Below are 22,236 nucleotides of genomic sequence, written 5' to 3'. Positions count from 1 at the left end.
ATGACTGAATTGTGCTTTGTGCGAAATCATGCACAAATAGGGAATGCTGCAACGCCCTGTCGCGGTCCTGTCGCCGACGCCCGAGCAACTCGGCAAACGCGCGCGTCGCGCCTGGCTGCTGTTTGCGGCGATCGCGCTGGTGATCGTTGCCACGGCGCTCACCGGCGCCGGCCTCTACGCGCGCCGCGCCGAGGTCGCGGCACTGGCGGCGCAAGGCCGCACCGATGCCAATCTGAAGGTTGCGTTGCTGCGCGCCGTGCTGGAAAGCCCGCGGGCGCTGCCGCTGCTCTTGTCCGAGGACCAGCAGGTGCATGACGCCCTGCAGAACAAGGGCGCTGTCACGATCGACGTGCTCAACCGCAAGCTCGAAGGGCTGGTCTCCGGCACCAAGGCTTCGGTGCTTTACGTCACCGGCGTCGACGGGTTTGCGATCGCCTCCAGCAACTGGCGCGAAACAACCAGCTTCGTCGGCAACGACTATGGTTTCCGCGCCTATTTCTCCGGCGCCATGCAATCGGGAACGGCCGAATATTTTGCGCTGGGCAACATCAGCAAGCGCCCGGGCCTCTATATTTCGCGTCGCGTCGGCAATGCGGCGGCACCGCTCGGCGTCGTCGTCGTCAAGATGGAATTCGACCAGCTTGAAGCCGACTGGCATGAGGCCAACCGGCCGGCCTATGTCAGCGACGACCACGGCGTCGTGCTGATCACCAGCGTGCCGTCCTGGCGCTTCATGACCACCGCGCCGCTGACCGGCCCGGTGGCTGCCGCCATCCGGAGCAGCCAGCAATTCGGCAACGCGCCGCTGATCCCCTTGCCGATCACACGCCCCGAGGCATTGAGCCCTGACGTGTCGATGGTGCATGCGATAACACCGGGCGGCAGCGATGCCGAATATCTCAGGCTTTCGACACTGGTCCAATCGACGCCATGGCGGCTCGATTATCTCGTGCCGGTCGAAGCGCCGATCGCGGCTGCGGTGCGTGAGATGCGGCTGCTGGCGCTGGGCGTCGTGGTGCCGTTGCTGGCGCTGGCCGGCTACCTCCTGTGGCGCCGTCAGTCGGCGCAGATGCGCATCGCCGCCGAACAGGCAGCGCGCATAGAGCTCGAGCGCCGCGTCGTCGAGCGTACGCATGACCTCAGCCTGGCTCGCGACCGGCTGCAGGCCGAGATCACCGATCACCGCAGCACCGAAGCCAAGCTGCAGGTCATGCAGCAGGAATTGGTGCAGGCCAACCGTCTTGCTACCCTCGGCCAGGTTGCCGCCGGCGTCGCGCATGAGATCAACCAGCCGGTGGCGACCATCCGCGCCTATGCCGACAATGCGCGTGTGTTCCTGGAGCGCAAGCAGACCGCCTCGGCCGAGGAGAACCTTGGAGCGATTGCCGCGCTGACCGAGCGCATCGGCGGCATCACCGAAGAGTTGAAGGTCTTTGCCCGCAAGGGGCGCACGGCAGCCGAACCGGTCGAACTGCGCGGCGTCATCGAGGGCGCCGTGGTGCTGCTCAGAAGCCGCTTTGCCGGCCGGCTGGACGCGCTCGATATCACGCTGCCGCCGGTAACGCTCAAGGTGATGGGCAACCGGCTGCGGCTCGAACAGGTGCTGATCAACCTGTTCCAGAATGCGCTGGAAGCGCTGGACGGGCGCGACGGCGCCAGGGTGCAGGTGTCGGCCCAGGAGACGGCCGACGGCGTGGCGCTTGCCGTCGCCGACAATGGGCCGGGCATTTCGCCTGCCATCCTCAAGTCATTGTTCACGCCGTTCAACACCTCGAAGGAAAAAGGCCTGGGGCTCGGCCTCGTCATCTCGCAGGACATCGTCGCCGATTATGGCGGGCGCATCGAGGTGGCGAGCGGCAGAGACGGCACGCGCTTCACCGTTCACCTCGCCAGGGCAGCATGATGGACACCGCACCGGTCGTATTGATCGACGACGACAGCGAATTGCTGAGGGCCACTCGGCAGACGCTGGAACTCGCTGGTTTTTCCGTCTCGGCCTTTGCGGTGGCGGCCGAGGCGCTGGCCGGGCTCGACGCCAATTTTCCCGGCGTGGTGGTGTCCGACATCCGCATGCCCGGCATTGACGGCCTGCAGCTCTTCGACCGCGTCTTGCAGCTCGATGCCGATATTCCGGTAATCCTGGTCACCGGGCATGGCGACATCGCGGTTGCGGTCAAGGCGATCAAGGATGGGGCCTACGACTTCATCACCAAGCCTTTCGCCGCCGACCGGCTGGCGCAAAGTGTGGCACGGGCGGCGGAAAAGCGCCGGCTGGTGATGGAGAACCGCGCCTTGCGCGAAAGCGCCGAACAGGCGCAGGACGGCCTGCCGCTGATCGGGCAGACGCCGGCGATGGAGCGATTGCGCCGGACGCTGCGGCAAATCGCCGATACCGATGTCGACGTTCTGGTGACCGGCGAGACCGGCTCCGGCAAGGAGGTGGTGGCGAGCCTGCTGCATCGCTGGAGCCGCCGCGCCAGGGGCAATTTCGTGGCGCTGAATTGCGGCACGCTGCCGGACACGGTGATCGAAAGCGAACTGTTCGGCCATGAGGCCGGCGCCTTCACCGGCGCACAGAAGAAGCGCATCGGCCGCATCGAGCATTCGAGCGGCGGCACGCTGTTTCTCGACGAGATCGAAAGCATGCCGGCCTCGACCCAGGTGCAGATGCTGCGGGTGCTGGAAATGCGCGAGGTGACGCCGCTCGGCACCAATGAAATCCGGCCGGTCGACCTGCGCGTCGTCGCCGCCGCCAAGGTCGATCTCGGCGATGCCAGCCGGCGCGGCGCCTTCCGCGAGGATCTCTACTACCGGCTCAATGTGGTGACGATCTCGATCCCGCCGCTGCGCGAACGCCGCGACGACGTCGCCCTGCTGTTCTTCTACTTCGCCGAGCGTGCAGCCGCCCGCTTCCGCCGGCAAATGCCAGCAGTGCCTGCCTCAGTGCACCGCCATCTGAGCCAGCACGACTGGCCGGGCAATGTGCGTGAACTCGCGCATTTCGCCGAGCGTTTCGTGCTGGGACTGGAGGAAGCGGCGCAAGCGCCACCTGCCGCATCGGCGGAGCCGGATGACGCCAGTTCATTGCCGGAACGGCTGGAACGCTATGAGGCCGATGTCATCCGCGAGGCACTTGGCCGCAATGACGGCGATGTCCGGCGCACGATCGAAGCGCTCGGCATTCCGCGCAAGACCTTCTACGACAAGCTGCAGCGGCACGGCATCGTGCGCAGCGATTTTTCCAGGTAATTCATTTTCCAGGTAATTCAGGCCTGTGGAACCGAAAGCAGGGTAGATATTGTGAACCGGCGCAAAAAAACCGTGGCAAGTCGGCATCAGAAAGTGTTGAAGACCGCATCGGCGGCCTTCGGCACGGCGCGATCCGGTTGCGCTCGGCAGATGTTGATGATTTGTTGCCGGTCAGCGGAGAATGAATGATGCGAGAACCTGTCGGTCAAGATGAATATGGATCGACCAACCCGTTCGATCCGGACGATCTGACGAATTTGAACGCGATCGGCCCGGCCATGGGCGGCGGCAACGACTTCGAGAAATACGCCGTTGCCGTGATCATCGTCTTCGGCGCGCTGATCATTGGCGGGCTGATGGCCGCTTCCATGACCTTTGGTCACCGGAACGGCTTCCTGTTTGCGCTTGGCGGCGCAACCGCGGCCTGGATATCGGGCAATGCGCTGCTCCTCGACCGTCCCCGCATCTACGCGGCGTTCGTCGTGATCGCGGCGCTGATGCTCGTCGGGTCGACGCTTACGCTCGTCCTCTGATCAATCTCTTGTTTTGATCAGTAGCCAATCGCCTCGCCGGATGCGGCGCGGCTGTCGATGGCGCCGTTGTAGCGGGCGCCGCCGCCCTTCTCGATTTCCGCCAGGCTCTTGCCGCCGACAAGAATGCCGGCCGCCTGACCCCAGGTAGAATCCGCGAGATCGAGGTGGTAGCCCATGCCGGCCAGCAGTTTTTCAGTGTCGGGCGACAGGCCGAACGGTTCGACATAGATCGTGTCGGGCAGCCATTGATGGTGGATGCGCGATGCGTCGATCGCCTCCTGGATGTTCATGCCGTGGTCGATGACGTTGACGATGGCTTCCAGCGTGATGGTGATGATGCGCGAGCCGCCGGGGCTGCCGATAACCATGAACGGCTTGCCGTCCTTGGCGACGATGGTCGGGCTCATCGATGACAGCGGCGTCTTCTTCGGCTGGATGGCATTGGCCTCTCCCTGCACGAGACCGTAGAGGTTGGGCACGCCAGGCTTCTGGGTGAAATCATCCATCTCGTTGTTGAGCAGGATGCCGGTGCCGTCGGCGACCACGCCGGCGCCGAACGAACCGTTCAGCGTATAGGTGACCGCGACCGCATTGCCGTCATCGTCGATGATTGAATAGTGCGTCGTTTCCTTCGACTCGCCGAAGCCCTTCGGCATCAAATCCTGCGAGACGCCGGCGCGGAACGGGTCGATCTTGTCGCGGATCTCCTTGGCGTAACCCTTGTCGAGCAGTTTCGAGACCGGATTGTCGACGAAATCGGGATCGCCGAGCGCCGAGTTGCGGTCCACATAGGCGTAGCGCATCGCCTCGACCATGACATGCACGGTCTCGGCCGAGCGGGCGCCGAGATAAGACAGCGGGTAGCCCTCCAGCACGTTGAGGATTTCGCAGATGATGACGCCGCCGGAGCTTGGCGGCGGCGAGGACGTGATCTCATAGCCCCGATAGGTGCAGCTCACCGGTTGCAGCTCGCGTACCTTATATTGCTCGAAGTCTGAGTTGGCCAGAATGCCGCCCTTGGCGCCGCTCGCCTTGACGATGGCGTCGGCGATGGCGCCTTTGTAGAAGGCGTCGGCGCCTTTTTCGGAGATGGCGGCGAGCGAGGCTGCAAGATCGGGCTGGAGGAGACGCTCGCCGGCGCCATAGGGTTTGCCGTCCGGCTTCAGGAAGATGGCGGCGGCGGCAGGGTCCTTCGCCAGCCGTGCGGCATTGCTCGCGAATGAAGCAGCGTCGCCCTGGTCGAGGATGAAGCCATCCTTGGCATAGGCAATTGCCGGCGCCATCAAATCCTGGCGTGGCAGCGTGCCATATTTTTCACGAGCCATCTCGAACCCTGCCACGGAACCCGGTACGCCGACCGCAAGGTAGCCATCAAGGCTGGCGCCCTTCACCGGATTGCCGTCCTTGTCGAGATACATGGTCTTGGTTGCCGCCAGCGCCGCGCGCTCGCGGAAATCGAGGAAGGTCGATTTGCCGTCCTTGAAGCGGATGGTCATGAACCCGCCACCGCCGATATTGCCGGCATTAGGGTAGACGACGGCGAGCGCATAGCCGACGGCGACCGCCGCATCGACGGCATTGCCGCCCTTCTTCAGCACCTCGACGCCGGCTTCCGACGCCAGATGCTGGGCGGTGACGACCATGCCGTGCTCGCCCTTCGCCGGTTGTGGCGAGGCGGCATGGAGCGCGCCGGATGGCGCGAGCGCAATTGCGAGCGAAAGGGTGACGCCAATCAGCGTCCGGCGGGTCAAGGGCATGGCGGTGCTCCAAGTGCGGTGCCTAGAAGAGCTACATGGAGCTGCCGAGTCCATCATCAATATGAGCGAACACATATTGATGTTCGCCTGCCGGCAGAGGCAAGCTGATCTCCCCCCTGTGGTGGAGATTAGCCAATCTCAAACAATCCCGCCTGAACCGCCCACAACCGCCGGCCGTTCCGCCGCGACCTTCGCCCGGTAGCCCGCCGCGCGATATGCGGCGACTGGATCGATGGCGCCGCCTGTGTTCAGCCGCGCCATGGCAAGGATCGGCTCGACATCGGTGCGGTAGGCAGCTTTCAGCGTCTGCGTCGCCATCAGCGCATCATTGCCGTCTTGGAAACCCTCGAGCGCCTTGCGGTCGACCAGCAGCGCCTGCGCATAGGCGCGCTGCACCTCGACCGCCGACAGCATCAGGCTTTCGATCGGATCGGTGACGTTGTGGCTCTGGTCGAGCATGTGGGCGGGATCGAAACCCTCGGCGCCGGACAGCTCGGCATCGACCAGTTCGTTGAAGACCAGGAACAGCCGATAGGGATCGATCGAGCCGGCATCGAGATCGTCGTCGCCATATTTGGAATCGTTGAAGTGGAAGCCGCCGAGTTTCTTGAACTGGATCAGCCGCGACACGATCATCTCGATGTTGACGTTGGGCGCATGGTGGCCGAGGTCGACCAGGCAGTAGGCCTTGTCGCCCAGCTCCTTGGATATGAGGTAGTTGGTGCCCCAGTCCTGCACGACCGTGGAGTAGAAAGCCGGCTCGTACATTTTGTGTTCGGTGAACAGTTTCCAGTCGGCGGGCAGTCCGGCATAGATCTCCTTCATCGCGTCGAGATAGCGCTCGAAGGCTTTGGCGAAATTGACCTGGCCGGGGAAATTCGAGCCGTCGCCGATCCACACTGTTAGCGCCCTGGACCCCAGCGTCTTGCCGATCTCGATGCATTCCAGATTGTGCTCGACCGCCTGGCGGCGCGTGCCGGCATCGGCATGCGACAGCGACCCGAACTTGTAGGACAGTTTTTGGTCCCTGGCATCCGAGAAGGTGTTGGAATTCATGGCGTCGAAGCCGAGGCCGAAGCGCGAGGCCGCCTGCTTCAGCCGGTTCGGATCGGCCTTGTCCCACGGTATATGCAGCGAGACGGTCGGCGTCGCCTGTGTCAGTTGGCTGATGACGGCGCAGTCCTCGATCTTGTCGAAAATGTCGCGCGGCTCGCCGGCGCCGGGAAAGCGGGCAAACCGCGTGCCGCCTGTGCCGACGCCCCAGGACGGAATGGCGACGGCGAATTTCTCGATCTTGTCGCGGATGGCATCGATGGCGATGCCGCGGCGGTCGAGGCGTTCGCCGAGCGACGCGTAGTCGCGCTCGAGGTCGGGTTTGCGCTGGGCGTTGTGGCTGGAGACGAGATCGGCGGCGATGATGGTTTCGGACAAGTGCTATTCCTCCCAATGCGTTCAGTCAGCGCTGCCCTTCATCCGGCCCTTCGGGCCACCTTCTCCCCTTATAGTGACGGGGAGAAGAGAAGCGCTCCGCCCTTAACTCAGCGCGTAAAGCTCTGCGCGTTGCCGGCGTCGACGTTGATGATGTTGCCGGTGGATTTGGCCGACATGTCGGAGGCGAAGAAATAAATCGCTTCGGCAATGTCTTCCGGAAACACCGAGCGCTTCAGCATCGAGCGCGAGCGGTAGTGTTCTTCCAGATCGTCGGTCGACATCTTGTAGGCGGCGGCGCGCTGTTCCTTCCACTCGCCGGTCCAGATTTTCGAGCCGCGCAGCACGGCGTCCGGATTGACGACATTGACCCGGATCTGGGCTTCGGCGCCTTCCAGCGCCAGGCAGCGAGCGAGATGGATTTCGGCGGCCTTGGCGGTGCAATAGGCGGCGGCGTTGGGCGACGCCGCAAGACCGTTCTTGGAGGCGACGAAGACGACATTGCCGCCGATCTTCTGGGCGCGGAACAGCCGGAAGGCTTCGCGCGAGACCAGGAAATAGCCGGTCGACAATATGTCCAAGTTCTTGTTCCACAGCGCCAGCGTCGTCTCCTCGATCGGCGCCGAGGAGGCGAGGCCTGCGTTGGAGACGAGAATATCAATGCCGCCGAACTCGACGGCTGTCTGGGCGAAGCCGGAAATCACCTGCTCCTCCGCGGTGACGTCGATCAGCACCGGCCGGACGAAGTCCTTGCCATAGGCTTTCGCCAGTTCGTCATTGGCGCTGGCAAGTGCGGCCTCGTCGATATCGGCCAGCACGACGCAGGCGCCTTCGCGCAGCAGTCGGCTGGCGGTGGCGCGGCCGATGCCGCCGGCGCCGCCGGTGACCAGCGCGATCTGGCCCGCGAGCGACTTCGGCTTCGGCATGCGCTGCAGCTTCAGATCCTCGAGCAGCCAGTATTCGATGTCGAAGGCCTCCTGCGCCGGCAGGCCGACATAGGACGAGACGGTCGAGGCGCCGCGCATGACGTTGATGGCGTTGACGTAGAATTCGCCAGAGATGCGGGCGGTGGCCTTGTCGCCGGCGAAGGTGAACATGCCGACGCCGGGCATCAGGTAGACCACGGCGTTGGGGTCACGGATCGGGGGCGAGTCCGGATGCTTGCAGCTGTCGTAATAGGCCTGGTAGCCGACACGGTACTCAGCAATATCGTCGGCGAGTCGGGCGATAACGGCTTCGACGTCGGGCTTCGCTGGGTCGAACTCGATAACCAGCGGGCGAATTTTTGTGCGCAGGAAATGATCCGGGCATGAAGTGCCGAGCGCCGCCAGCGGGCGCAAATCCCTGGAGTTGACGAATTCGAGCACGGCGGCGGAATCGTCGAAATGGCCGAGCTTGTGGCTCTTCTCCGAAATCAGGCCGCGAATCCTCGGCATCAGTCTCGCCGCGATGGCGCGGCGCTCAGCGGCGTCGAGCGATTTGACGACTTCGCCGCCGAAGATGGCGAGACCCTCGGAGCGGCGCTCGAACCACTCGATCGCCTGGTTGATGACCGAGATCGTCGTCTCATAGCACTCCTTGGGTGTGTCGCCCCAGGTGAACAAGCCGTGGCTTTCGAGGATGACGCCCTTGGCCTCGGGGTGTTCGACGCAGAATTTCTCCAGCCAGAGGCCAAGTTCGAAGCCCGGCCGCTTCCACGGCAGCCAGCCGATGGCGTCACCGAAGATCTCCTTGGTCAACGCCTTGGAACCCTTGGCCGCGGCAATCGCGATAATGGCATCGGGATGCATGTGATCGACGAACGGCTTCGGCACATAGGCGTGCAGCGGCGTGTCGATCGAGGCCGCGCGCGGGTTGAGATTGAAGGTGCAGTGGGGAAGATAGCCCACCATCTCGTCCTCATGCGCGACGCCGCGATAAAGGCCTTTCAGCGCCTGCAGTTTGTCCATGTAAAGCGTGGCGAAACCGTCCAGCTTGATCGAGGCGCTGTCGCCGCCCGAGCCCTTGACCCATAGCACTTCGACTTCGGCGCCGGAGAGCGGGTCCTTCTGCCGGATCTTGGACGAGGTGTTGCCGCCGCCATAATTGGTGACACGCTTGTCGGAGCCGAGCGTGTTGGAGCGATAGACCAGAAGCTCAGGCTCGCTCAGCCCCTTGGCTTTAGCATCGTCCCAAAGGTTGGCAAGGCGCGAGCCGGAGCGCTTGTCGAGCATGATTATCCTCCCTGGGACGCAAAAGGCGCGGTCCATTTTGCCGGAAATGTCTACGCAAGCATCTCGGTTGTCAATCATAAACGATCAAGATCGATCATATTGCACTGCACAATGAAATTATATGAGCGGAAATGATTGACACTGGTGGTTTTCTAGTGCCTCATGGCCATGCAGGGAGGAACCATGCACGAAAAAGAGCGCCACAGGATCATTCTGTCCGCCGTCCAGGAAAAGCCTGTGGTGACGGTGCAGGAGATGGTCGACCTGACGGACTCCTCCGAGGCGACGATCCGGCGCGATATCGCGGCTCTTCATGTGCAAAAGCGCCTGCGTCGCGTGCGTGGCGGCGCCGAGGCGATCTCGCCACCGCAGTTCATCGGCCTCGCCGGCCGGCCCTTTTCCGTCAACGAAACGCTCAATGCTTCGCAGAAGCGCGCGATTGCGCGCGAAGCGGTGGAGCTGTGCAAGGACGGCGAACCGATCATCATCAATGGCGGCACCACCACCTTCCAGATGGTGCATTTCCTGACCGGGCGCCGCATGCCGATCTTCACCAATTCGTTCCCCATCGCCGAGCACCTGCTCAAGCATTCGAAGAACACCGTCATGCTGTCGGGCGGCACCATCTACCGCGAGCAGAACATCATCCTCTCGCCCTTCGACAATGACGTGACGCGTAATTTCTACGCGCGCCGCATGTTCATGGGCGCTCAAGGGCTGGGGCCGCTTGGCCTGATGGAAGGCGATCCGCTTTTGATCCAGGCGGAGCAGAAACTGATCGACCAGGCCGACGAACTGGTGGTGCTGGTCGACTCATCGAAATTCCGCCAGCGCTCGAGCCTGATCCTGTGCGGGCTGAAGCGCATCGCCGCCGTCATCACCGATGACGGCATCGAGGATCGCGAAGCCAACATGCTGGAGGCCGCGGGTGTGACGCTGATCGTCGCCCGCAGATCGGCAAAGGAAGAATCCTCGCTGCAGGCCTGAGGCCAACCGCAGCGACGATGGAATGCAACGCTCAAGGGAGGAAATACGATGAGCTTTCTGAAGAAATTGATGGTGACGGCCGCGTTCTCGGCCGCCATGTTCGTGAATGCCGCCTATGCCGAGAACGTCAAGATCGCGCTGGTGGTGAAGTCGCTCGGCAACGGCTTCTTCGACGCCGCCAACAAGGGCGCCGAAGAGGCGGCCAAGGAACTCGGCGATGTCGATATCATCTACACCGGCCCGACCAAGGCGACCGCCGAAGCGCAGATCGAAGTGGTCAATTCGCTGATCGCGCAGAAGGTCAACGCCATTGCGATTTCGGCCAATGACGCCGACGCGCTGGTGCCGGTGCTGAAGAAGGCGATGGAGCGCGGCATCACCGTCATCTCGTGGGATTCGGGCGTCGCCAAGGAAGGCCGCCAGCTGCATCTCAACCCGTCCGACACCGGCCTGATCGGCGAGACCATCATCAAGCTGGCCGCCGACTATCTGCCGGAAGGCGGCGAAGTCGCCATTCTGTCGGCTTCGTCGACCGCGACCAACCAGAACGCCTGGATCGACGCGGCCAAGAAGATCCTGCCGGAGAAATTCCCCAAGATCAAACTCGTCGCCACCGTCTATGGCGATGACGATTCGGCCAAGAGCACCGACGAAGCCAAGGGCCTGCTGAAATCCTATCCGAACCTCAAGGCGATCATCGCGCCGACCACCGTCGGCGTCGTTGCCGCTGCCCAGGTCGTCACCGACGCGAACCTGATCGGCAAGGTCAATGTCACCGGTCTCGCGCTGCCGTCGGAGTTCAAGAAGTTCATCGACAACGGTTCCAGCCAGGCGGTTGCCCTCTGGAATCCGATCGACCTCGGCTACTCCGCCGTCTACCTCGCTCATGATCTGGCGGTGAAGAAGGAAGAGGCAAAGCCGGGCGCAACGCTGTCGATCGGCCGCGTCGGCAAGGTCACGCTCGATGACAGCAACTCGGCTGCGATGGCTCCGCCCTTCCAGTTCGACAAGTCCAACATCGAAAAGTTCTCCAAGATCTATTGATCTCGGACGTCTCGGACCAAGCGCGGCGGGACCAAAATCCCGCCGCGACTTTAAACGGACCTTGTTTCAGGGCTTGATACGGATATGGACACGACAGCCCAGCACGGCATTGCGAAGGAGGAGCCCACGGGTCCTGCCCCGCGCCTGACGCTGTCCGGCGTCTCCAAAAGCTTTCCCGGCGTGCGCGCGCTGCACAATGTCAGCCTGTCGCTTTACCCCGGCCAGGTTACGGCGCTGATCGGTGAAAACGGCGCCGGCAAGTCGACGCTGGTCAAGATCATGACCGGCATCTACCAGCCGGACGCCGGCACGATCAGCATTGACGGCCAGGCCGTCACCCTGCCCAGCGCGCATGCCGCCTTCGGCCACGGCGTCACTGCCATTCATCAGGAAACCGTGCTGTTCGACGATCTGAGCGTCGCCGAAAACATTTTTCTCGGCCATGCGCCGCGCACGCGGCTAGGCACCATCGACTGGCGCACCATGCGAAAACACGCGCGCGAAGTGCTCGACACCATGCATGCCGGCCATATCGACGCCGATGCGCGGCTGAAAGACCTCGGCATCGCCAACAAGCATCTGGTAGCGGTTGCTCGCGCGATGTCGATCGATGCGCAGATCGTCATCATGGATGAGCCGACCGCAGCCCTTTCGATGAAGGAGATCGAGGAGCTTTTCCTGCTGATCGAATTCCTCAAGGAGGAAGGCAAGGCGATCCTGTTCATCAGCCACAAGTTCGACGAGATCTATCGGATCGCCGATCGCTACACCGTGTTCCGCGACGGCGAGATGGTTGGCGAGGGCCTTATCAAGGATGCCGGCCAGAGCCAGATCGTGCGCATGATGGTCGGCCGCTCGGTCGATCACATCTTTCCGCAACGCAACGCCGAGATCGGCGCGCCGGTGCTGTCGGTCGCTGGCCTTTCGCACCCGACCGAATTCAACGACATCGGCTTCGAACTGCACAAGGGCGAGATCCTCGGTTTCTACGGCCTTGTCGGCGCCGGGCGGTCAGAGGTGATGCAGGCGATATCGGGCATCACCCGCATATCGGGTGGAACGATCACGCTGGAAGGCAAGACGATCACGCCGAAATCGGCGGCGGATTCCATCGAAGCCGGCATCGTCTATGTGCCGGAAGAGCGCGGCAAGCAGGGCGTGGTGATCGGCCTGCCGATCTTCCAGAACGTCTCGCTGCCTTCGCTGAAGCGCACCTCCAAATCCGGCCTGCTGCGATTGTCGGAAGAATTCGCGCTCGCCCGCTCCTACACCGAGCGGCTTGACCTCAGGGCCTCCTCGCTCAGCCAGGATGTCGGCACGCTGTCGGGCGGCAACCAACAGAAGATCGTCATCGCGAAATGGCTGGCGACGGCGCCCAAGGTGATCATCCTGGATGAGCCGACCAAGGGCATCGACATCGGCTCCAAGGCCGCCGTGCACGGCTTCATGGCCGAGCTCGTCGCGCAGGGCCTGTCGGTGATCATGGTGTCGTCGGAACTGCCGGAGATTCTGGGCATGTCCGACCGCGTCGTCGTCATGCGCGAAGGGCTGGTTGCGGCGGTCTACGATAATAAGGGGCTGGACGCCGAAACGCTGGTCCGGACGGCAGCGGGGATCGCGGCATGAAGGCTCTCCTTAAATACCGCGAGATCTGGCTGGCAGCGGCGATCGTCGTTTTGATTGCTCTGATCTCGACGCGTTTCCCGGCCTTTGCCGACCCCGGCAATCTCGCCCAGGTGTTCAACGACACCTCGATCCTGATGATCCTGGCGCTGGGACAGATGGTCGTCATCCTGACCCGCTCGATCGACCTGTCGATGGCCTCCAACCTGTGCTTCACCGGCATGGTGGTGGCGATGCTGAACGCCGCGAATCCGGCGATCCCTATCCCGCTGCTGATCGTCATTGCGCTGGCCGTCGGACTGGTGCTCGGCGCCATCAACGGGCTGCTGGTGTGGCGGCTGAACATTCCGTCGATCGTGGTGACGCTGGGCACGCTCACCATCTATCGCGGCGCCACCTTCGTCCTCTCCGGCGGCGCCTGGGTCAATGCCGACAAGATGAGCCCGGACTTCATCGGCTTCCAGCGCGCAGCTTTCCTGGGCATTCCGGTTCTGTCCTGGATCGCCATACTGGTCATCGCGCTGTTCTTCGTGGTGATGACGCGAACCGCGCTTGGCCGTTCGATCTATGCCATCGGCGTCAACCCGACGGCGTCGGTCTATGCCGGCATCGATGTCGGCCGAACCAAATTCATCGTCTTCTGCATTTCCGGCATGATCGGCGGGCTCGCCGGTTATCTCTGGATTTCTCGTTATGTCATCGCCTCGGTCGAGGTCGCCAACGGCTATGAACTCAACATCATCGCCGCCTGCGTCATCGGCGGCATTTCGATTGCCGGCGGCATCGGCTCGGTCGGGGGCGCGGTGTTAGGGGCGCTGTTCCTCGGCATCATTTCCAACGCGCTGCCCGTCATCAACATCTCGCCCTTCTGGCAGATGGCGATTTCAGGCAGCGCCATCATCCTGGCCGTCGTGCTCAACGCGCGTGGCGAACGTCAGCAGGGGCGGATTATCCTGAGGAAAGCGGAAGCGGCATGACCGACACCCCCGCCCCGCGCCACATTCCCGACCGGCTCGACAAGCCGCTCTCCTCGGCGATCTTTTCCTGGGAGGCGCTGCTGGTCGTCGTGGCGGTCGCCATCTTCGCCATCAACAGTTTCGCCTCGCCCTATTTCCTCGACGCCTACTCCCTGTCGGATCTGACTTTCAATTTCACCGAGAAAGGCCTGATCGCCTTCGCGATGGCGCTGCTGATCATTTCGGGCGAGATCGACCTGTCGGTCGCCGCCATCATAGCGCTCGCCTCGACCATGATGGGCATGGCTGTGCAGGCCGGCGCCGACACGCCGGTGCTGGTGGCTATCGGCATCGTCGTCGGGCTCGGTTGCGGCGCCTTCAACGGGCTCCTGGTGACAAGGCTCGGCCTGCCCTCCATCGTCGTCACCATCGGCACGATGAGCCTGTTTCGCGGCATCGCCTTCATCATCCTGGGCGATCAGGCCTACAAAGGCTATCCCGAGAGTTTTGCTTTCTTGGGCCAGGGTTACGTCTGGTGGGTGGTGTCGTTCGAACTGGTGCTCTTCCTCCTCGCGGCCGTCGCCTACTGGTTCCTGCTGCATCGCACCAGCTTCGGCCGCCGTGTCTTTGCCATCGGCAACAATCCGGTCGCGGCACAGTTTTCCGGCGTTCGCGTCGGCCGCATCAAATTCATCCTGTTTTGCATGACCGGACTGATGGCGGGCATCGCCTCGGTGCTGATCACCTCGCGGCTCGGCTCGACGCGGCCGTCCATCGCGCAGGGCTACGAGCTTGAGGTCATCACCATGGTGGTGCTGGGCGGCGTCAGCATTCTGGGCGGCTCCGGCAGCATTGTTGGCGTCGTGCTCGCCGCCTTTATCATGGGGCTGGTGACCTTCGGCCTCGGCCTGCTCAACGTGCCCGGCATCGTCATGTCGATCTTCATCGGCCTGCTCTTGATCTTCGTCATCGCGCTGCCGATCGTCTGGCGACAGCTGCGTGGTAACAGCTGATGCCTGAGAAATACGCCTTCAAGATGCAGCTCAAACCCGGCATGAAAGCCGAGTACAAAAAGCGCCACGATGAGATCTGGCCGTCGCTGGTGGCGCTGCTGAGAGAGGCCGGCGTCGCCGATTATTCGATCCATCTCGATGAAGACACCAACATCCTGTTCGGCGTGCTGTGGCGGCGGGACGACCATGGCATGGCCGACCTGCCGAAGCATCCGGTGATGCAGCGCTGGTGGGCGCACATGGCCGACATCATGGAGACCAGGCCGGACAACCAACCGGTGGCCATCCCCCTGGAAACAATGTTCCATATGGCATGAGTGCGCTGCGCCACATCGCCGTCATCGACATCGGCAAGACCAACGCCAAGGTGGCGCTGGTCGATCTCGTCACGCTGAGCGAGGTGGGGTTGCGCCGCATGGCGAACGCGCCGCTGCGACAAGCGCCCTATCCGCATCACGATGTCGAGGCGCTGTGGACGTTTATCCTCAACAGCCTTGCCAGCCTCGACCGCGAACAGCGTATCGACGCGATTTCGATCACCACGCATGGTGCGACCGGCGTGCTGGTCGACGCCGCGGGCGAACTGGTGCTGCCTGTCCTCGACTATGAGTTCGACGGCCCCGACAGGCTGGCTACAGAGTATAGTGCGATCCGTCCGCCCTTCATTGAGACCGGGACGCCGCGCCTGCCGCTCGGCCTCAATCTCGGTGCGCAATTCTTCTGGCTTGAGAAGCGTTTTCCCACCGAATTCGCCAGGGCCGCCGCGATGCTGATGTATCCGCAATACTGGGCGCTGCGCCTGACCGGCGTTGCCGCCAACGAGGTGACCTCGCTCGGCTGCCACACCGATCTGTGGAGCCCTTGGGAGGCGGACTTTTCCTCGATGGTCGACAGGCTGGATTGGCGCAGGCTGATGGCATCGGTGCGGCCGGCCAGGGACCAGCTCGGCCCGATCCTGCCGGCGCTTGCCGCGCGCACCGGGCTCGATCCGCAGACCCCGGTTTTCTGCGGACTGCACGATTCCAACGCCTCCCTATTGCCGCATCTTCTGTCCGACGAGCCGCCCTTCTCGGTCGTCTCGACCGGCACCTGGGTGGTATCGATGGCGGTCGGCGGCAGAGAGATTGCGCTCGATGCTGCGCGCGACACGCTGGTCAATGTCAGCGCGCTTGGCGCTCCCGTCCCCTCGGCGCGGTTCATGGGTGGCCGCGAGTTTTCCCAGCTGACCAAGGACAAGCCGCAGGACTGCAGCGGCAGCGAGGTGCTGGCCGTTCTGACAAAAAAGATGCTGCTTTTGCCTTCTACCCAGCAGGGATCAGGTCCGTTCCCGCACCATGCCGCGGCATGGCTTGGTGCCGAGGGCATCAGCAAAGGCGAGCGGTTCGCCGCCATTTCCTTCTATCTGGCACTGATGACGGCGACCTGCCTCGAGCTGATCGGCGCCGACGGCCCGACCACCGTGGAAGGACCGTTTGCTCGCAACCGGCTCTTTGTCGGCATGCTGGCGGCAGCGACCGCGCGCATCGTCATCGCCTCCGAGGCGGCCACCGGCACCAGCATCGGCGCGGCACTGCTCGCATCCGATCAGCCAGTGACGCACGGCAAGGGCGAAAGAATTGAGCCGCAGACCGACCCGGTCTGGGCGGCCTATGTCACCGCGTGGCGCGCGGCAGTCGACGCGCAAGGCTGATCACAAAATCCGCTTCCCAAAGGCCGACATGACGAAGTTGACGGCGTCGGCGCCGATCCGCGGCTCCAGACCGGCGGTCAGCCCGGAAACATCCATCGACAGCAGACCGCCGGACAGCGAGATCGCCTCCATTGCCTGATGCGTCTCGCGCACCGTCAGCCCGCCCGAGCCCGCAGCCCAGCCGGTAAATTCGGTCGCCGTCGGCGAATAGCTGACGTGAAAGCCCTGCGTGCCCGACGTCGCGATGCGGATCGCCTCATGCATGAGGTCGCGCATGCCCATGGCGTCGATGTCGGTCATGGTGAAGGCCGAGACACGCGAATCCTTGAGCACCCTTGCCTCCGCCGGATCGGCATGGCGCAGGCCCACGATGACGATATTTTCCGGCGACAGCTGCGGCTGCAGCGCGCCGGGCTTGTGATCGAGACCGAGCGCGCGGGCCAGCACCGAGACTTCAGGCATGTCTTCGGCCTCCTCGTCCTCGGGCATCAGGGCGGCGAGGGAATCGATCCAGATCAGGCCGAAGGAATGCGTGGCGCGCGCCGTTGCGGTCAGCGCCTTGTGGGCGATACGGCGATCGGCGCCGGCAGCGAGCCGGATCAAGCCCGAGGGCGGCCGCTCGACGTCGGCGAGTTCGACCACGTCGAAATTCATCGCCTCCAGACGCGCGCCGGTTCCCTCGCGGGCGATAATCCCGCCGGCTTCCGGTTCGGCCGAGATCGACACCATCTTGCGGCCGGAGAAATCCGCGACGTCGTGCATCGGCGCCTTCTCGACATATTCCGAGGTCATCGCCAGAAGCATGGCGCCATAATTCATGCGGAAGGCGACACGGTCGCCGACGGTAGGTCGCGGATCGGCATCCTGCACATCGAGCAGCAGATGGTCGCTGGAAGCGCCGAGCACCCTCACCCCCTTGGCGATCGGCGTCAGCCCTTCGACCAGCACGTCCTCGCGGCCTATATTGGCGATGGCGCGCAGCCGGTCGCCCTCGTCGGCGAAGACCGGCTGGTTGCCGAAGGCGTCGTAGCCGGATGTGCCGATCGGCCGCGAAGGCTTGAGTTTGACCTCGATGATGTCGCTGGTCAGCAGGCAGGCATCGGGTTCGAGTTCGGGCCACGGCACGTCGCGAAAGCTTTCGACACCGCCTTGCAGGATCGCCTCGCCCACGCGCAGATTGTTGATGCCGGGCGGCAGCTTGCTTTCGAGCAGCAGCGTCAGCGACGACGAGGCGCCGCCGGAAATGAAGTCGAGGCTTTTGCCGGACAGGCGCTCGGTCTTGTAGGCATGGGCGACGAGTTGGCCAAGGTTCTCCGGCGTCGGCATTATGGCGCCGAAGCAGCCGAGATTGGTGCCGATGCCGGCGATGCGCACGCCCTTGAATTCCAGGATCTGCTCGACGGTGGGGATCAGGTCGCTTGGCCAGATGCCTTCGCGGAGATCGCCGAGATCGATCATCAGCATGATGTCGTGGACGCGGCCCATGCGCTCGGCAATGCGCGATATCTCGCGGATGGTGGTCAGTTCCGACTGCAGGCTGATGTCGACGGTGCGCACGACCTCCTCGACGCGCGCCATGGGCGGGCTGCGCAGCAGCATGACCGGCGCATTGATGCCGCTGTCGCGCAGCCGCCGAATGTTCTCAAAACGCGATTCCGCGATGCCGGCAACACCGCCGCGCAGCATGGCCCGCGCCACCTGCGGCATGCCGCATGTGCCCTTGGTGACACCGAATACCTTGATATCAGACAATGCGCAGCGTTCGACGATGGTGCGGGCGTTGCGCTCGATGCGGCCAAGGTCGATAGCGACTTGCGGTCCCGACATCGCTCAGTTCCCGTAGACCAGCCCTTGCGGGTCGATCTCCGGCTTGCGGCCGGCGACGAGGTCGGCCAGGAACTTGCCCGAGCCGCAGGCCATGGTCCAGCCGACATGGCCGTGGCCGGTGTCGAGGTAAAGGTTCTTGTATTTCGCCTTGCCGATGACCGGCACCGAGTTGGGCATCATCGGCCGCAGACCTGCCCACAACAGCGCCTTCTTCTCGTCGAAAGCGCCAGGGAAAAGGTCTTTGCCGGTGCTCAGCATAGACTTGAAGTCGCTGGGCTTGAAGCTGCGGTCGAAGCCGGTGAACTCGGCTGTCGAGGACATGCGCAGGCGGTTTCCGAGCCTGGAGTAACCAACCAGCCGGTCCTCGTCGGCGCCGCCCATGGTCGGTCCCTTGCTCTCGTCCTCCAGCGGGATGGTCGCGCTATAGCCTTTAACCGGATAGACGGGCAGATCGATACCGTAGCGGCGGCCGATCAGGCCGCTCTCGGGGCCCATGGCGATGACGACGGCGTCGCCCGTCACCGGGCCGGCCGACGTCATGACCGCACGCACCCAGTCGCCCTCTATGTCGAGCCCCTCGACCGTGGTGTCGAACAGGAATCTGACGCCGAGCTTTTCGGCGGCATAGGCGGCCAGCCCATCGACGAATATCCTGGAATCGCCGGTCTGGTCGATTGGCGAATAAACGCCGCCGGCGATCTTTTCCTTCACTCCGGCGAGCCCGGGCTCAAGTTCGACCAGCCGGTCGCGGCCGACGATCTCGATCGGCAGGCCATGCTTTGCCAGAAACTGGTAGTTGTCGGTGCCGGTGTCGAGACTGTGCTGCGAGCGGAAGAAATAAAGAATGCCCTTCTTGCGCTCGTCATAGTGGATGCCGGTGGCGTCGGAGAGCGCGTTGATGCAGTCGCGCGAATAGAGCGCCAGGCGCAGTTTGACCTGGCTGTTGGCGCGCAGCCGGGCCACGGTGCACTGGCGCAGGAAACGCAGGCTCCAGGCGAGGAAATAAGGATCGAAGCGCAGCCTGACCTTGATGCCGAGATCATGGTTCCAGAGAGCGCGCAGGAAGGTCTTCAGCGCCGCCGGCGAGGCCCAGGCGGTGGCGTCGCCCGGCGACACCAGACCGGCATTGGACTGGCTGGTGCCGCGCGCCGGCGCCGGATGGCGCTCGATCACGGTGACCTCATGGCCGTCGGCGGCCAGATAATAGGCGGCCGCGGTACCGACAACGCCGGCTCCAAGCACCGTTATCTTCATGCCACCCCCTCTTCGCTGCACAGCGCCTCCACGCCGCACCGCCATTGCTTCAATAGCGCTTCGCCGCGCGCCTTGCGAGCCCTCGGAAGTGCCCGGCTCAGCCCCGCGCGGAGTTCTTGCCGGTGAGGATACGCTCCCAGGCGAGTGCATCGGCGACGATCTGGTCGAGGTCGTCGCGTTGCGGGGTCCAGCCGAGTTCGGCGCGTGCAAGGTCCGAATTGGCAACCACGGCGGCGGCGTCGCCGGGGCGCCGGTCGCCCATCTTGACCTCGAAATCCCGGCCGAAGGCGCGCCGCACGCTGTCGATGACCTCGAGCACCGAATAGCCGTGGCTGTAGCCGCAATTGGCGACGAGGCTGCCGCCGCCGGCGCGCAGGCGCTGCAGCGCCAGCCGGTGGGCCGCGGCCAGGTCGCTGACATGGATATAATCGCGCATGCAGGTGCCGTCCGGCGTCGGATAATCGGTCCCGAACACCTGCATGAAGGGGCGTTTGCCGAGCGCGGTCTCGCAGGCGACCTTGATCAGATGCGTGGCGCCAGGCGTCGACTGCCCCGTCCGGCCCCTGGGATCGGCGCCGGCGACGTTGAAGTAGCGAAGCGCCGTGTAGCGCAAGGGATGCGCAAGCGCTGCATCGCGCAGCATCCATTCGCTCATCAGCTTGGACAGGCCGTAGGGCGATTCCGGCGCCAGGCGGGCATCCTCGTGCACCGGCTCCAGGCCGGCGCCGCCATAGACGGCGGCGGTCGAGGAGAAGATGAAATGCGGCACGCCCTCTCGTACCGCGGTTTCGATCAGCGTGCGCGTCTTGGAGGTGTTGTTCTCGTAATAGGCGAGCGGATCGGCAACCGATTCCGGCACCACGATGGAACCGGCGAAGTGGATGATCGCGTCGACCTTGTTATCCCGGATGATCTGGCCGACCAATTCCCTATCGGCGACATCGCCGACGACAAGCTTGGCTTCCGGCGCTACCGCCCATTCGAAGCCCGTGGAAAGGCGGTCGAGAACGACGACGCTCTCGCCGGCATCCAGCAGTTCCCAGACCATGTGGCTGCCGATATAGCCGGCGCCGCCCGTTACCAAAACCGTCATCCGCGTCCTCTTTTACTCATGATTTATCGGAAACTGTCTCAATCACCGCCTTACTGGAAAGCCTGCGGCAAGGCCATTAGAAACGCCTGAATGTTAAATCCGTAACAGTCTCACCGGCCTGTGGCATCGTACGGACACAAAATTAATCCACATCAAGGGAATAGGCCACGATCTGGCATCGTTAGGAACAGGCTTGGGGCGTGGCATTTTGACCAAAACGGCCCGGTGGACGACGAATGGGCCAACGATTATGATCCCGCGCAAAACTGGGAAGGCGACATGAACTATCAGCGGTTCTTCGAGGAAGCGATCGACCAGCTCCACGCCGAGCGGCGCTACCGGGTTTTCGCCGATCTCGAGCGCATTGTCGGCAAGTTTCCGCGCGCCATCTGGCGTTCAAACGGCCGCGCCGAGGAAATCACCGTCTGGTGCTCCAACGACTATCTCGGCATGGGCCAGAACCCCGATGTCATTGCCGCGTTCCAGAATGCAGCCGGCAAGATGGGTTCGGGCGCCGGCGGCACCCGCAACATTTCCGGCACCTCGAACCCGCTCGTCGAGCTCGAGCTGGAACTGGCCGACCTGCACGACAAGGAAGCGGCGCTGGTCTTCACCTCCGGCTTCGTCTCCAACGAGGCCTCGATCTCAACCATTGCTCGGCTTTTGCCCAATTGCCTGATCATTTCGGACGAGTTGAACCATGCCTCGATGATCGAAGGCGTACGGCGCTCGGGCGCCGAAAAGAGGATTTTCCGCCACAACGACGTCGCGCATCTCGAAAGCCTGCTGCAGGTGGCGGGCCGCGAACGCGCCAAGCTGATCGTGTTCGAGAGCGTCTATTCGATGGATGGCGACATCGCGCCGATCAAGCAGATCGTCGAACTGGCCGAACGCTACAACGCCATGACCTATATTGACGAGGTCCATGCCGTCGGCATGTACGGACCGCGCGGCGGCGGCATCACCGAGCGCGAGGGGCTGGCCGACCGCATCGACATCATCGAAGGCACGCTGGCCAAGGCGTTCGGCGCGCTGGGCGGCTATATCGCCGGCAACAGCGCCGTCATCGACGCGGTGCGCTCCTATGCGCCGGGCTTCATCTTCACCACGGCGCTGCCGCCGGCGATCGCCGCCGCCGCCACCACGTCCATCCGCCACCTCAAGCGCTCGCAGGCCGAGCGCGATGCGCAACAGCGCCAGGCGTCGCGGACCAAGGAGGTTCTGTCTGCAGCTGGCCTGCCGGTGATGGAATCGCCGACCCATATCGTGCCGGTGCTGGTCGGTGACCCCGAACTCTGCAAGATGGCCAGCGACCGTCTGCTCGGCGTGCACGGCATCTACATCCAGCCGATCAACTATCCGACCGTGCCGCGCGGCACCGAGCGGCTGCGCATCACGCCGACGCCGTTCCATACCGATGCGCTGATTGCGGGACTGCAGGACGCGCTGGTCGAGACATGGGATGCGCTGGGCATTCCCTATGGCTCCGCAGGGCGGCCCACTGTCACCAAGAGCGACCGGATTGTGCCGCTGCTGGTGCCGAAGTCGGGCGGCTGAAGCCGCCGCCCA

The 22,236-nt window shown here is 63.6% G+C and carries 17 protein-coding genes; 11 read left to right on the top strand and 6 right to left on the bottom strand.

All coding sequences use genetic code 11. The features are described from left to right. Window positions 1-43: 43 nt before the first annotated feature. The 3 genes from ACYG9Z_RS18565 (at window position 44) to ACYG9Z_RS18555 (ending at window position 3,782) form a co-directional block, all read left to right on the top strand. Window positions 44-1,903, top strand: a complete 1,860-nt coding sequence (locus ACYG9Z_RS18565) for a sensor histidine kinase (RefSeq protein WP_023681917.1) — start codon at window positions 44-46, stop codon at window positions 1,901-1,903. Continuing rightward, window positions 1,900-3,249, top strand: coding sequence for a sigma-54-dependent transcriptional regulator (locus tag ACYG9Z_RS18560; protein WP_023681918.1), 1,350 nt, complete (start codon window positions 1,900-1,902; stop codon window positions 3,247-3,249). The genes ACYG9Z_RS18565 and ACYG9Z_RS18560 overlap by 4 nt, the downstream gene beginning before the upstream one ends. Before the next feature lie 185 nt (window positions 3,250-3,434). After that, complete coding sequence (locus ACYG9Z_RS18555) at window positions 3,435-3,782, top strand: hypothetical protein (protein ID WP_032885862.1); 348 nt, start codon at window positions 3,435-3,437, stop codon at window positions 3,780-3,782. Window positions 3,783-3,799: 17 nt separating this feature from the next. Here the strand turns inward: ACYG9Z_RS18555 and ggt are convergent, their stop codons facing one another. From ggt to ACYG9Z_RS18540, 3 genes are all read right to left on the bottom strand, one after another. Continuing rightward, window positions 3,800-5,539 (bottom strand): gamma-glutamyltransferase, encoded by a 1,740-nt coding sequence (gene ggt / locus ACYG9Z_RS18550; protein ID WP_023751967.1) that lies wholly within the window; start codon window positions 5,537-5,539, stop codon window positions 3,800-3,802. 138 nt (window positions 5,540-5,677) lie between these two features. Beyond that, window positions 5,678-6,970 (bottom strand): L-rhamnose catabolism isomerase, encoded by a 1,293-nt coding sequence (rhaI, locus tag ACYG9Z_RS18545; protein WP_023751966.1) that lies wholly within the window; start codon window positions 6,968-6,970, stop codon window positions 5,678-5,680. 107 nt (window positions 6,971-7,077) lie between these two features. Then, entirely contained in the window at window positions 7,078-9,180 is a 2,103-nt protein-coding gene (locus tag ACYG9Z_RS18540; RefSeq protein WP_023751965.1) for a bifunctional rhamnulose-1-phosphate aldolase/short-chain dehydrogenase, read from the bottom strand. A gap of 183 nt (window positions 9,181-9,363) precedes the next feature. On the opposite strand from ACYG9Z_RS18540, the gene ACYG9Z_RS18535 reads away from it, so the two are divergent. The 7 genes from ACYG9Z_RS18535 (at window position 9,364) to ACYG9Z_RS18505 (ending at window position 16,493) form a co-directional block, all read left to right on the top strand. Continuing rightward, complete coding sequence (locus tag ACYG9Z_RS18535) at window positions 9,364-10,167, top strand: DeoR/GlpR family DNA-binding transcription regulator (protein ID WP_023751964.1); 804 nt, start codon at window positions 9,364-9,366, stop codon at window positions 10,165-10,167. A gap of 48 nt (window positions 10,168-10,215) precedes the next feature. Then, window positions 10,216-11,211: a rhamnose ABC transporter substrate-binding protein gene (rhaS, locus tag ACYG9Z_RS18530; protein WP_023669661.1), complete on the top strand. Its 996-nt coding sequence runs from the start codon at window positions 10,216-10,218 to the stop codon at window positions 11,209-11,211. Between the two features lie 84 nt (window positions 11,212-11,295). Beyond that, complete coding sequence (locus ACYG9Z_RS18525; RefSeq protein WP_352459166.1) at window positions 11,296-12,837, top strand: sugar ABC transporter ATP-binding protein; 1,542 nt, start codon at window positions 11,296-11,298, stop codon at window positions 12,835-12,837. Further along, window positions 12,834-13,811, top strand: coding sequence for an ABC transporter permease (locus ACYG9Z_RS18520; protein WP_023696673.1), 978 nt, complete (start codon window positions 12,834-12,836; stop codon window positions 13,809-13,811). Before ACYG9Z_RS18525 ends, ACYG9Z_RS18520 begins: the two co-directional genes overlap by 4 nt. Beyond that, window positions 13,808-14,803 carry an ABC transporter permease gene (locus ACYG9Z_RS18515; protein WP_023699530.1) on the top strand — a complete coding sequence of 332 codons (996 nt, stop codon included), beginning with the start codon at window positions 13,808-13,810 and terminating at the stop codon, window positions 14,801-14,803. Before ACYG9Z_RS18520 ends, ACYG9Z_RS18515 begins: the two co-directional genes overlap by 4 nt. Then, a complete protein-coding gene (rhaM, locus tag ACYG9Z_RS18510) occupies window positions 14,803-15,120 on the top strand; it encodes an L-rhamnose mutarotase (protein ID WP_023681927.1) in 318 nt (105 codons plus the stop codon). The genes ACYG9Z_RS18515 and rhaM overlap by 1 nt, the downstream gene beginning before the upstream one ends. Further along, the gene (locus ACYG9Z_RS18505; protein WP_023740724.1) at window positions 15,117-16,493 is read left to right on the top strand and encodes an FGGY-family carbohydrate kinase; all 1,377 of its coding nucleotides are present in this window, start codon (window positions 15,117-15,119) and stop codon (window positions 16,491-16,493) included. The genes rhaM and ACYG9Z_RS18505 overlap by 4 nt, the downstream gene beginning before the upstream one ends. Here ACYG9Z_RS18505 and ACYG9Z_RS18500 read toward each other — a convergent pair whose 3' ends face one another. The 3 genes from ACYG9Z_RS18500 to galE form a co-directional block, all read right to left on the bottom strand. Then, the gene (locus ACYG9Z_RS18500; protein ID WP_023751962.1) at window positions 16,494-18,320 is read right to left on the bottom strand and encodes an alanine racemase; all 1,827 of its coding nucleotides are present in this window, start codon (window positions 18,318-18,320) and stop codon (window positions 16,494-16,496) included. Between the two features lie 3 nt (window positions 18,321-18,323). Next, window positions 18,324-19,574: a D-amino acid dehydrogenase gene (locus ACYG9Z_RS18495; protein WP_023669653.1), complete on the bottom strand. Its 1,251-nt coding sequence runs from the start codon at window positions 19,572-19,574 to the stop codon at window positions 18,324-18,326. Window positions 19,575-19,671: 97 nt separating this feature from the next. Beyond that, window positions 19,672-20,667, bottom strand: a complete 996-nt coding sequence (galE, locus tag ACYG9Z_RS18490) for a UDP-glucose 4-epimerase GalE (protein ID WP_023696679.1) — start codon at window positions 20,665-20,667, stop codon at window positions 19,672-19,674. A gap of 279 nt (window positions 20,668-20,946) precedes the next feature. Between galE and hemA the strand changes: the two genes are divergently transcribed. Further along, window positions 20,947-22,224, top strand: a complete 1,278-nt coding sequence (gene hemA / locus ACYG9Z_RS18485; RefSeq protein WP_023751961.1) for a 5-aminolevulinate synthase — start codon at window positions 20,947-20,949, stop codon at window positions 22,222-22,224. Window positions 22,225-22,236 lie beyond the last annotated feature (12 nt).

This window comes from Mesorhizobium sp. RSR380A (assembly GCF_054719385.1).
Note: the sequence above shows the minus strand (reverse complement) of the source record. Positions and strands in the feature narration are given on the sequence as shown.